The following is an 11,409-nucleotide window of genomic DNA, read 5'->3' on the forward strand; positions in this document are numbered from 1 at the left end:
GCTTCTCCCTGTCAATCCGCGCGACGGCCGGCTTTCGAGCGCGCGTGATCGATGCGCTCACCGTCGAACACGACCTTGTGGTGACGTTCCGCGTATTCGCGCGTGATCTTTCCGTTTGCGAGATCCGCTTCGATACGATCAAGCGTTCTCGCCGCGGGATCCCCATACCCGCCGCCACCCGCCTGCTCGTGGCGAATGATCGCGCCGCGATGAAGCGTTCGCGTGAACTTGCTGGGCAGCGGTGACAGCCCTTCGTCCGAGCGCAGGTAGTTGGCCGAGCACGCGCCTGGCGCACCGCCAAACAACCCGTACGGTGCGTGCGATGCGCGGTCGGAACGAATCTGCGCGACCACCTCCTCCGCTTCGATCCGGTACTCGCGAACAAGACCCAGGCCGCCGCGATACTCGCCCGCGCCTCCCGAGTCGGCCGCGAAACCGTACTCTTCCATGATGATCGGATAGCGCGCCTCGAGCGTTTCGATCGGCATGTTCGACATGTTCTGCGACGGGTTCGTCACGCCTTCGATGCCGTCCTTGTTGAAGCGACCGCCCCACGCGCCGTTGATCATGTCCACGAGAATGAACGGCTCGCTCGCTTCCTTGTCGTAACCGCTGAGCGCGATGACCGTGTTACCGCCCTCGCCTGCCGCCATCACCTTCTTCGGGGCAATCTGTGCGAGTGCACCGAAAACACAGTCGACCACGCGATACCCCGTCAGCGCACGCGCGGCAACAGGTGCCGGCATGCGCGGATTCAGAATCGATCCCTCGGGTGCCGTGATGTCGATGCACCGATAGACGCCCGCGTTGTTCGGGACATCGGCATCGAGCGCACACCGCACGCTCAGGTACGTTGCCGACTTCACGAACGACAGCGTCGAATTGATCGCACCGCGCACCTGCGGCGACGAGCCCGCAAAGTCGACCTTCACTTTCGAACCTTCCACCGTGATCGCGCACTTGATCGGGATCGCGTCATCGGTGAATCCGTCGTTGTCGATGTAATCGGTGAACTCGTATACGCCGTCCGGCCATGCTTCGATCGCGCGACGCGTCAGCCTCTCGCCATAGTCGAGCAACTCGTCGAAATAGGCCTGCAGGTTCATTTCGCCATAGCGATTGATCAGGCGAAGCAGTTCCCGCTCGCCGATGTTGCAGGTCGCGAGTTGCGCGTCGAGATCGCCCAGCACGAGGTCGGGCAAACGCACATTCTTCTTGATGATGTTGATGAGCGTTTCGTTCGGCTCGCCACGGGTATAGAGCTTTGTCGGCGGAATGCGCAGGCCTTCCTGGAAGATCTCTGTCGAGTCCGCCGCATTCGAGCCCGGTACGCGCCCGCCCACGTCGCAGTGGTGCGCGATCACGACCGAAAATCCCTGCAAGCGCTTCTCGTGGAAAATCGGCTTGAACATGAAGATGTCGGGCAGATGCATCCCGCCCTCGTACGGGTCGTTCAGGATGATCACGTCACCCGGCTCGACCGTGGCCGCGAACTTGTCGATGATGACGTCCACCGCATCCGGCACGGCGCCGAGATGCAGTGCGACGGTCTTCGCCTGCGCGAGAATGCGGCCGGCGGCATCACACATCGTGACCGAGTAGTCGAGCACGTCGCGGATGATGGGCGAACGCGCGGTGCGCATCACGGCGAATGCCATGTCGTCCACGATCGTGTCCAGCGCGTTCTTGACGACGGCAAAGGTAATTGGGTCAACGTTTCGTTGGGTCATGATTGCTCCATTCAATTCATTCGATCGACGCGATGACACTGCCCACCTTGTCGGTACTCACGCGCCAGCCCGGCGGAATGACGATGGTGGTGTCGGAACTTTCGAGGATGACGGGGCCCGTGATGGGTTGGTCGAGCTTCGAGCGCGCCAGGATCGGCGTATCGACCCACCCCGTCTGGCGATCGAAGTAGACGCGACGCGTGGCTGCCGACGCTTCGAATCGAGACGCCTTCGAGCTGCGGATATCGTTGAAATCGAGCGTGCTGGTCGCGATGCCGCGTGCGAGGAGACGAACGTTCGCGCATTCGATGGCATCGTTGGATGCATACCCGTAGATGCCTGCATAAGCGTCGCGAAACGCCTTGCGCAATGTCTCGCGCGTGGATTCGTTCAACTGCTCCGGCAACGGGACGGGAATCTCGTAGTCCTGCCCCTTGAAGCGCATGTCGAGATCGAAAACGTATTGAATGCGATCCGCCGGATAACCTTCGTCCGCGAGCGCGCGAAGCGCGTCTTCACGCATTTGCGCAACCGTTTCAGCAAGCGCATCGATGTCGAGCGAGTCCAGCAGGTTGAGCGACGGTTTCACGAAGTAGCGTTCAACCGCGCCCGCCAGCATGCCCATCGCAGTGAAGACGCCAGGCGCCGCCGGAAAAACCACTTTTTTCATGTCGAGCGCGCGCGCCAGATCGCAGGCGTGAACCGGCCCTGAGCCACCGAAGGCCACGAGCGTGAAGTCACGCGGATCGACGCCGCGTTCGACCGTCACTGCCTTGATCGTGCGCGCCATGTTGACGTTGACCACTTCACGGATGCCGACGGCTGCCTCCTCGACCTCAATGCCGAGCGGTTTGGCGAGCAGCGTCTCGACGGCGTCGCGCGCGGTGGCGATCTTGAGTTCCATCGTGCCGCCGGCCAGGCGATGCGGCAGGAAGCCGAGGATCGCGTTGGCATCGGTCACGGTCGGCTTGTCGCCGCCGATGCCGTAACAGACTGGCCCCGGAAAGGCACCCGCCGACACGGGTCCGACGTTCAGCAAGCCACCCGCGTCGATCCAGGCGATCGAACCCGCTCCGCTGCCTACTTCGGCAACGTCGATCGTCGGCACGCGCATCATGTAGCCGCCTGCCTTGATGAAACGGCTCGGCGTCGAGATGCCGGCGCGGAACTCGTACTCGTTGGTGCGCGCCAATTGCCCATCGTGAATGAGCGATGCCGATGCAGTCGTGCCGCCCATGTCGAACACGACGAGATCCTTGTCCTTGCGCGCATCGCCGAGACGGCCGGCACCCACCACGCCTGCGGAACGTCCCGAGGAAATAAAGAACACCGGCGTGTCCTGCGCACTCCTGGCACTCGACAGGCCACCGTTCGAATTGCTCACGAGCAAAGGCGCTTTCACGCCGATTCGCTTGAGGCCCGTTTCCAGACGCTGGAGATAGGTGCGAAGAGCAGGCAGAACATAGGCGTTCACGACCGTCGTCGACGTGCGCTCATATTCGCGAAGTTCCGGGAGTACGGAAATCGAAGCGGTCACGCTGATGTCCGGAAACGCGCGCTGAAACGCTTCGAGCGCGGCGGCTTCATTCGCACCGTTCTTGTACGAGTTGATGAAGCAGATTGCGACAGATTCGACGCCTTCCTTCTGGAAGAACTCACCCGCCTTGATTACCTCGTCGACGGGCGTCGGACGCAGCACCTCACCCGAGGCCAGCACGCGTTCGTTGATCTCCATGCGGTAGCGGCGCTCCACGAGCGGCACGGGCTTGTCCCACGACAGATCGAACATCGTCGGAGTGCGCACGCGCCCGATCTCGAGCACGTCGCGAAAGCCTTTGGTCGTGATCAGACCGCACTTCGCGCCCACCTTCTGCAGCATCGTGTTTGACCCGACGGTCGTACCGTGAAGCACTTCCTTCACGTCGGCTGTCGCCAGACCGGACTGCTCAAGGATGCGCTCGACACCCGTGAGCACCGCCTCTTCGGGCGCCTTGGGTGTGGACGAGACCTTGGTGAAGTGAACGTTGCCCTCATCGTCGAGCAACACAAGGTCAGTGAAAGTACCGCCGATGTCGACGCCGATTCTTGCGCTTGCCATATCGATTCCCGATTTTCTCGAGTCCTCGAGCCGAGTTCCGGACGAGGCCCTCGTTACCTAGTTGAAAGACCACAGCAAACTCCACGGAAGTTCGCGATGCGAACACCGAACTTCGGCGGGGTATGGATTATTGGCGCCAATTATCTGCTTCGCGGAAAGTCCTGCTTCGCGGTAAAAATGCATCGCCCTTCCATGGACGCATTGTCGATCAAATGACGACAAAGTCAAAGTCGAAAAAAAATAAGTTGCCTGCGAGTACGGCCAAAGTCCTTGTCGGACATGGGTTTCAGCGTCAAATAGGTGGTTAACCTGATCGGCAATAGCCCTGGCAAAGAGCCTTGACAGATGGCGAGCCACCGTGAAAATATTGTCGACATAAGATCGACTTCACGCCGACAAGCCTGTCCGGCGTGGTCGTTTCCATCGAGATAGCGAGGCACTATGAAAGACGAATCGAACCTGATTGTTGTGACGGGAGGCGCGAGCGGGATCGGCGAAGCAACCGCGCAACGCTTCGCGCGGGCCGGCTGGCGGCTGGCCGTCGCGGACGTCAACGCCGAAGGTGGGGAAAAGGTGGTCGCATCACTGCGCAAGACCGGCATCGATGCACGGTTCTTCCAGGTGGATCTGGCCGATGAAGCCTCTGTCACCCGCTTCGCCGATGCAGTCGTTCGAGAACAAGGTGTGCCCGATGCATTAGTGAACGCAGGCGGTATCCTGCAGAACGCGGTGCGCCTGCTCGACCTCGAACTGGCGGAATTCGATCGACTGTTTCAGATCAATGTGCGCGGTACGCTCATCGCGTCACGAGCCTTTGGGAAATTCATGTGCGAAGCGGGACAAGGGTCTATCGTCAACCTCTGTTCGCTGACGACGTTTCGCCCTTCGGCGCAGATTGGATACGCGGTCGGCAAGTCCGGGCTCAAGCTGCTGACGGAGACTATCGCGGCGGAATGGGGTCCCAAGGGGGTACGAGTGAATGCGGTGGCACCAGGCTATACGCTGACGCAGGCAATGCAGGCGCGCATCGATTCGGGGCAACGCGACCCCGATGCAGTCATCAGCAAGTCGGCACTGCGTCGATTCGTCAAGCCTTCCGAGGTAGCGGACGCCATCTATTTCCTCTGCTCGCCCGAGGCGGCGGCCATCACGGGCGTCACGTTGCCGATCGACTGCGGCTGGCTCGTCAGCACGGCGTATCAGGCATACGCGTCACAACCCGCGTAACCTTCAAGGGATAACTGAAATGCCTATCCTCACCCTGGAAATGTTGTCCGGCAGGACGGAAGAACAGAAAATCGAGCTCGCAGACGTGCTCACCCGCGAAACCGCTCGCATCGCAAAGTGCGCGCTTCAGGATGTGCAGGTTATTTTCGCCGAGGTGCCACACGTGAATTGGGCGGTTGGCGGAAAGCTGGCGTCGAAGAAAAATGCGCCTGGCAGCGAGAGCGAGTGAGGGAAGCCGGCCGTTAGCGCTTGCGGCCGGCTGTTGCCATGAATTGCGGAACGATTCTGGCGCCTGGCGCCAGAGATCAGCTACATGACGGGCTGGTTTCCTTTGCCGCCTTCGTCTGTCTGGAACGGGCGTTCCCCTGCCGCTCGTCCGTCGCATTGCGCGACTGGCTCCTGGACGCAAACTTGACCGGAATCTGCGCGGTGAGGTTGCGATCCAGAAAATCCATGAAGCGGCCTTTGAACTGCACCGCGTGCTCATGAGCGCATGCCTCCGCGTGATCGGCGTCTCCTTCCTCGATAGCCTGCAGCATCTCGGTATGGTGGGCCGCCATCCCTTCCGGCGTGATGGCCGGATCCAGCGCCATGTACTTCAGATGCAGGTGCAGCATCCGCCGCCCTTCGTCGAGCAAACGCCGGTACAGGTCCGCGAAATAGATGTTGCGCCCCGCTTTCGCGATGGCCATATGGAAGTCGAAGTTGCGCTCGATCATGGGAAGGCTATCGCCGGTTTTGATGCTCTCGGCTACCCCCTTCAGGTACGCCTTGTGCGCGGCGTGGATGGCGCGTATATCGTCTGTGGTTCGATGCAAGGCCGCCAACCGGTGCGTGACCCTCTGCAGCAAGTCCAGCGCGTCAAGAAATTCGGGGACACGTTGAAAATCGATTGGCGTGACGATATTTCCGCGATTCGGCAGAATCGTTACCAGGCCTTCGGCCGACAGTCGAACGAGCGCCTCGCGAACCGGCGAGCGAGACACGGAGAACCGCTCGCCCACGCCCAACTCATCGAGATGGGTGCCTGGAGCGATCTTCATGGTCAGGATTTCGTTGCGCAGCGTCAGATAGACGCGCGCTGTACCCGTTTCCTTTGTTGCCTCGGCGGGTTGCTCTTGCCCCGCCACCTTTGCCACCTTTGCCATAACGAATCCCGTTTGCGTGTCGAAGTGGCTCCGGGGCCGAAGCATTGTCGACATGTTGCCGACATTCTACTACTTTCCCTCACATCCACGTACACGTGCCAGGGCATGGTTGACCCGAAGGCGGCGCTCGCTTCGGCATGGAAGGTTTATTGGCTACAATGATCTGGTTTGCTGAAGCAACACCCGTCACCCTTTCCGGTAAAACCGAAATCCCTCTTCCCGGTCGGCCCACACAATGTCGTCAGTCCTTGCCATCCCTAAAGTCGTCAAGCAAACCATGGGGGCGCAGGCAGTCGAGGTGCTACGGCAAGCCATCACCCGCGGCGACATACCAGCAGGCTCCCGCATCACCGAAGTGCAGTTGTCCGCGCATCTGGATCTCTCCCGCGCCACTGTAAGGGGGGCATTGCATCAACTGGCCAAGGAAGGATTGACGAAACTGGTGCCATACACCGGTTGGACGGTTGTCGCGCTGACTTCTACAGATGCGTGGGAGCTGTACACCTTGAGGTCAAGTCTGGAGAGACTCGCGGCACAGCTCGTTGCATCGAGCCTCGACAGTCACAAGCGCAAGACCATCAACTCCCGTTTCGCGACGCTGGAGAAGTGTTGCGCACGCGCCGATGCGGAGGCGATTGCCGAGGCGGATTTCGCTCTTCACAAGTCGATCATCGAGCTTGCCGATCATGAGCGGCTTCGAACCCAATACGAGATCGTCGAGCGGCAGATCCGCATCTTCATTCGGTCGAGCGACCAACTGGCGAGTGACCCGCAACATCTGATCGACCAACATCGACCCATCGTTCAAGCACTGCTCGCAAAGGATATCGACGAAGCCGGAAGGCTGTCGGAGGCGCACAACGTAACGGAAGGAAGCAACCTGAGGGCGCATCTGCTTTCCCTTGAGTCTCAACAACCTGCATCAGAACACCCCGGGGTGACGGGGCGGCTGAAGAATCTGAACGCGCGCCGTCACAAGGAAACGTAGGTGCGCGTGCGCTACTTCGATGTTGCCTGCTCGACGTCGAGCACGACCGATTGTCCTGAACGGCACGAGCGTTCGACTCGCGCGAAGCCGAAACATTTGCACAAACGTCGCTGGTCCCCGGCTTGCGACATACTTCAGCGACCGGAGTACCCGGCTATGCCTGCTTCAATGCGTATGAAACCTGCTTCTCGGCGACGCGTTCGAAAATCAGGCAGTCGCAGTATGAATTGCCCTCTTGCAGCAACATGTCAAGCTGGCGGCATCGTCTCAGTGCCGAATCAAAGCTATAGCACTCCCTGAACAACGTCATCTGCAATGCACGGGGCTTGATATCCAGTTTCGACGCAACCTTCTCGAGCGTCCAGGCGTACCGTGGCAATTGAAACATATTCTGCGTGAGTGCGACTCCAAAGCCTCGTCGGCTCCCCGAGTACGCCGCGGCAAGATCACCCCATTCCGGCTCCGTCAACGCGGACTTCACCGTTAAGTCGAGTTCCAGGCGACCTGCAACCGCACCTGTCTCGTCGGGAGTCATTCGAATGTCGAACGACTCCTCGACCCGTACGTCGGCATTTCCACCCTGGAAAAGCAGTTCGCCACGTCCTTCATTCGAAATACGGAGAAATCCGCGTTCGGCGTACCACTTCAACGGAAAGGGGAATCGGAGTCCCGTCAACTCGACACTGCGCGTCGCCACGAATTGATACGCCAACACACTTGATCCTGGCTGCTTGAAAACTGTGTATTCACGAGATCTTTTCCGAGCGGCTGCCGCAGACTCGCCAGACGCAACGATATTACTTGAGCGCAATTAGACCGCCCACGTTCCATGTGGCGTCGCCAACGGCAGCACCGTCTCAACTCATGCTCGATAGCCGCCGCCATCGCGATCGAGAAGACGCAGCAACGCAGTCCACTCCCGGTCGAGGTGAACGGTATCAAGGTACGCGTAGTCGTCGTGCTGCTTTGCCGCGTGTTCGCACACTTCCGGCGAAGGAATCGTCACTTTCTGTCCCGCCGACAACGTCGCTACCTGAATCTCGCATGCCTTGTTCAAGTAGTACATGCGCGTGAATGCTTCTGCGACCGAACGTCCCGTCGTCAGAAGTCCGTGGTTGCGCAAGATCAGGTAGTCCTTTTCCCCGATCGATTTGACAATGCGCTGGCGTTCATCGAGATCGAGCGAGATCCCCTCGTAGTCGTGGTACGCGACACGGTTGTAGAACTGCATGCTGATCTGGTTGAGCGGCAACAGCCCGCATTCCATCGCCGCGACTGCCATCCCGTACGTGGTATGAAGATGTACGACGCACTCCACATCGTGCCGTGCCTGATGAAGCGCGCTATGGATCGTGAAGCCGGCCGCATTGACTTCGAAACGGTCATCGCCAATCGGTTTCCCGTTCACGTCGATCTTGACGAGCGACGATGCCGTGATCTCATCGAAGAACCAGCCGTGCGGATTGATCAGGAACTGGTCGTCCGTACCCGGCACACGCGCCGAAATATGTGTATAGATCAGGTCCGTCAACTCGAACTTCGCCGCCAGACGATATGCTGCAGCGAGTTGCACGCGCGTGTCCCATTCCGTCTGGGCAATATTTCTCGGTTTGCGATTGATGTGCGGATCGGTAGTGGAAATCATGAGGAATACTCTCCATTAAGTGCGGCTATCACCGCTGACGATTTGATGCGACTGAGCAGGTGCGAATCCAGAATCTGACACCGCCCGGATTCGCGGAAAAATTCACAAGCCGTTCTACAAGGCCTCAATCAACGCAGGAACCGCGTCAAACAGGTCACCCACCAGGCCGTAATCAGCCACACTGAAGATCGGCGCCTCCGGATCCTTGTTGATTGCGACGATCACCTTCGAATCCTTCATGCCGGCCAGGTGCTGGATCGCCCCCGAGATGCCGACCGCGATGTACAGCTGCGGCGCGACGATCTTGCCGGTCTGGCCAACCTGGTAGTCGTTCGGCACGTAGCCCGCGTCGACTGCCGCGCGCGATGCGCCGAGGGCTGCCGACAGCTTGTCCGCCAGCGGCTCGAGCACCTTCGTGTAGTTTTCGCCGCTGCCCAGGCCGCGGCCGCCCGACACGATGATGTTCGCGCTGGTGAGTTCGGGGCGATCGAGCTTCGTCACCTCGCGGCTGATGAACCGCGACACGCCCGCGTCTGCCGCCGCTTCGATCTTCTCGACCGACGCGCTGCCGCCTTCCGCGGCAACCGGATCGAAACCCGTTGCGCGCACCGTGATGACCTTGATCGGATCGCTCGACTGCACCGTCGCGATCGCGTTGCCCGCGTAGATCGGACGCTCGAACGTGTCGGCCGAATCGACCCCCGTGATGTCCGAGATCTGCGCGACGTCCAGCTTCGCGGCAATGCGCGGCGCGATGTTCTTGCCGTACGCCGTCGCCGGCGCGAGGATGTGCGAGTAGTCCTTCGCGATGTTCAGCGCGGTCGCTTCGACGTTTTCCGCGAGGCCCGCCTCGAGCTGCGGCGCGTCGGCCAGCAGCACCTTCGACACGCCTGCGATCTTTGCTGCCGCGTCCGCCGCCGCTTGCGCGTTGTGGCCCGCGACCAGCACGTGAATGTCACCGCCGACGAATTTGCCAACCTCGGCCGCCGCTGCCACCGTGTTCAGCGTCGCGGCCTTGATCGTCGAAGCGCCGCGTGCCCCGTCATGCTCGGCAATAACCAGAATCGTCATTTCTTTCCGCTCCCTCTTACAGCACCTTGGCTTCGGTCTTCAGCTTCTCGACCAGCGTCTTCACGTCCGGCACCTTCACGCCGGCCGCGCGCTTCGGCGGCTCGGCCACCTTCAGCGTCTTCAGACGCGGCGCGACGTCCACGCTCAGATCCTCCGGCTTCACCGTTTCCAGCGGCTTCTTCTTCGCCTTCATGATGTTCGGCAGCGTCACGTAGCGCGGCTCGTTCAGGCGCAGGTCGGTCGTGACCACCGCCGGCAGCGTCAGCGACAGCGTTTCCGCGCCGCCGTCGACTTCACGTGCGACCGTGGCACGGCCATCGGCGATCGTGACCTTCGATGCGAACGTCGCTTGCGGCAGCCCTGCCAGCGCAGCCAGCATCTGGCCCGTCTGGTTCGAATCGTCGTCGATCGCCTGCTTGCCGAGGATCACCAGCTGCGGCTGTTCCTTGTCGACCAGCGCCTTGAGGATCTTCGCGACGGCCAGCGGCTCGACACTGTCGTTCGTCTCGACGAGGATCGCGCGATCCGCGCCGATCGCCAGCGCCGTGCGCAGCGTTTCCTGCGCTTGCGCGACACCGACCGACACCGCGATCACTTCGGTCGCGACACCCGCTTCCTTCAGGCGCACGGCTTCTTCCACCGCGATTTCGTCGAACGGGTTCATCGACATCTTCACGTTCGCGATGTCGACGCCCGTGTTGTCCGACTTCACGCGGACCTTCACGTTGTAATCGACCACTCTTTTCACTGGCACCAGGATTTTCATTTGACTTTCCTTTCACACATCCGAATATGGCTGAGATTGATCATTCACCCAGATACGCGGCCCGCACCTTCGGATCGTCGAGCATCTGCTTCGCGTCGCCTTCCATCGTGACCGTGCCGGAATCCATCACGTAGCCGCGATCGGCCGCCTGCAGCGCAAGGCGTGCGTTCTGTTCGACGAGCAGCACCGTGATGCCCTCCTTCGAGATCTCGCGCACCACTTCGAAGATCTTCTCGACCATGATCGGCGACAGCCCCATCGACGGCTCGTCGAGCAACAGCAGCTTCGGCTTGGAGAGAATCGCGCGCGACATCGCCAGCATCTGCTGCTCGCCGCCCGACAGCGTGCCCGCGAGCTGCGACGCACGCTCCTTCAGCCGCGGGAAGAAGCCGAACATCCGGTCGACGTCCTTCTTGATCTGCTCGTTGTCGTTGCGCAGGTACGCGCCCATCTGCATGTTCTCGATGATCGACATCCGCGCGAAGATCCCGCGGCCTTCCGGCACCATCGCGAGGCCGCGCTTGAGCAGCTCGTGCGACGGCACGCCCTTGATCGACTTGCCGTCGTACTCGATGTCGCCCGCCGAGTACGGCTTCAGACCCGTGATCGCCTTCATCGTCGTGGTCTTGCCCGCGCCGTTCGCGCCGATCAGCGTCACCAGCTCGCCCTGGCGGACTTCCATGTCAACGCCCTTGACGGCCTGGATGCCGCCGTAGTTGACCTGCAAGCCCTTGAT

Annotated in this window: 11 protein-coding genes; 3 read left to right on the forward strand and 8 right to left on the reverse strand. The window is 60.8% G+C overall.

The features are described from left to right. Nucleotides 1-11 precede the first annotated feature (11 nt). Both DIE22_RS14370 and DIE22_RS14375 read right to left on the reverse strand, forming a co-directional pair. Nucleotides 12-1,730: a hydantoinase B/oxoprolinase family protein gene (locus tag DIE22_RS14370; RefSeq protein ID WP_124500870.1), complete on the reverse strand. Its 1,719-nt coding sequence runs from the start codon at nt 1,728-1,730 to the stop codon at nt 12-14. A gap of 16 nt (nt 1,731-1,746) precedes the next feature. Then, a complete protein-coding gene (locus DIE22_RS14375) occupies nt 1,747-3,828 on the reverse strand; it encodes a hydantoinase/oxoprolinase family protein (protein WP_124500871.1) in 2,082 nt (693 codons plus the stop codon). A gap of 441 nt (nt 3,829-4,269) precedes the next feature. Between DIE22_RS14375 and DIE22_RS14380 the strand changes: the two genes are divergently transcribed. Continuing rightward, entirely contained in the window at nt 4,270-5,055 is a 786-nt protein-coding gene (locus DIE22_RS14380; protein WP_124500872.1) for an SDR family NAD(P)-dependent oxidoreductase, read from the forward strand. A gap of 19 nt (nt 5,056-5,074) precedes the next feature. After that, the gene (locus DIE22_RS14385; RefSeq protein ID WP_124500873.1) at nt 5,075-5,284 is read left to right on the forward strand and encodes a tautomerase family protein; all 210 of its coding nucleotides are present in this window, start codon (nt 5,075-5,077) and stop codon (nt 5,282-5,284) included. Between the two features lie 76 nt (nt 5,285-5,360). Here the strand turns inward: DIE22_RS14385 and DIE22_RS14390 are convergent, their stop codons facing one another. Then, nucleotides 5,361-6,203 carry a GntR family transcriptional regulator gene (locus DIE22_RS14390; protein ID WP_124500874.1) on the reverse strand — a complete coding sequence of 281 codons (843 nt, stop codon included), beginning with the start codon at nt 6,201-6,203 and terminating at the stop codon, nt 5,361-5,363. A gap of 235 nt (nt 6,204-6,438) precedes the next feature. Here DIE22_RS14390 and DIE22_RS14395 point away from each other — a divergent pair, with 235 nt between their 5' ends. Continuing rightward, nucleotides 6,439-7,191: a GntR family transcriptional regulator gene (locus tag DIE22_RS14395; protein WP_124605357.1), complete on the forward strand. Its 753-nt coding sequence runs from the start codon at nt 6,439-6,441 to the stop codon at nt 7,189-7,191. 154 nt (nt 7,192-7,345) lie between these two features. Here DIE22_RS14395 and DIE22_RS14400 read toward each other — a convergent pair whose 3' ends face one another. From DIE22_RS14400 to DIE22_RS14420, 5 genes are all read right to left on the reverse strand, one after another. Beyond that, a complete protein-coding gene (locus tag DIE22_RS14400) occupies nt 7,346-7,903 on the reverse strand; it encodes a hypothetical protein (protein ID WP_124500876.1) in 558 nt (185 codons plus the stop codon). 150 nt (nt 7,904-8,053) lie between these two features. Next, entirely contained in the window at nt 8,054-8,836 is a 783-nt protein-coding gene (locus tag DIE22_RS14405; RefSeq protein WP_124500877.1) for a class II aldolase/adducin family protein, read from the reverse strand. A gap of 114 nt (nt 8,837-8,950) precedes the next feature. Continuing rightward, a complete protein-coding gene (locus DIE22_RS14410; RefSeq protein WP_124605358.1) occupies nt 8,951-9,907 on the reverse strand; it encodes an electron transfer flavoprotein subunit alpha/FixB family protein in 957 nt (318 codons plus the stop codon). Nucleotides 9,908-9,923: 16 nt separating this feature from the next. Then, the gene (locus DIE22_RS14415; RefSeq protein ID WP_124605359.1) at nt 9,924-10,673 is read right to left on the reverse strand and encodes an electron transfer flavoprotein subunit beta/FixA family protein; all 750 of its coding nucleotides are present in this window, start codon (nt 10,671-10,673) and stop codon (nt 9,924-9,926) included. 40 nt (nt 10,674-10,713) lie between these two features. Beyond that, the coding region (locus DIE22_RS14420) for an ABC transporter ATP-binding protein (RefSeq protein WP_260426670.1) at nt 10,714-11,409 on the reverse strand (696 nt) is incomplete at its 5' end.

Origin of the sequence: Burkholderia sp. Bp9142, from assembly GCF_003853415.1 — a bacterium.
GTDB lineage: Bacteria > Pseudomonadota > Gammaproteobacteria > Burkholderiales > Burkholderiaceae > Burkholderia.

What these genes read in the sequence shown, in the direction of transcription:
- DIE22_RS14410 (WP_124605358.1), bottom strand. Translation starts at nt 9,907, where the DNA reads ATGACGATTCTGGTTATTGCCGAGCATGACGGGGCACGCGGCGCTTCG.
- DIE22_RS14415 (WP_124605359.1), bottom strand. Translation starts at nt 10,673, where the DNA reads ATGAAAATCCTGGTGCCAGTGAAAAGAGTGGTCGATTACAACGTGAAG.
- DIE22_RS14405 (WP_124500877.1), bottom strand. Translation starts at nt 8,836, where the DNA reads ATGATTTCCACTACCGATCCGCACATCAATCGCAAACCGAGAAATATT.
- DIE22_RS14370 (WP_124500870.1), bottom strand. Translation starts at nt 1,730, where the DNA reads ATGACCCAACGAAACGTTGACCCAATTACCTTTGCCGTCGTCAAGAAC.
- DIE22_RS14390 (WP_124500874.1), bottom strand. Translation starts at nt 6,203, where the DNA reads ATGGCAAAGGTGGCAAAGGTGGCGGGGCAAGAGCAACCCGCCGAGGCA.
- DIE22_RS14395 (WP_124605357.1), top strand. Translation starts at nt 6,439, where the DNA reads ATGTCGTCAGTCCTTGCCATCCCTAAAGTCGTCAAGCAAACCATGGGG.
- DIE22_RS14375 (WP_124500871.1), bottom strand. Translation starts at nt 3,828, where the DNA reads ATGGCAAGCGCAAGAATCGGCGTCGACATCGGCGGTACTTTCACTGAC.
- DIE22_RS14385 (WP_124500873.1), top strand. Translation starts at nt 5,075, where the DNA reads ATGCCTATCCTCACCCTGGAAATGTTGTCCGGCAGGACGGAAGAACAG.
- DIE22_RS14380 (WP_124500872.1), top strand. Translation starts at nt 4,270, where the DNA reads ATGAAAGACGAATCGAACCTGATTGTTGTGACGGGAGGCGCGAGCGGG.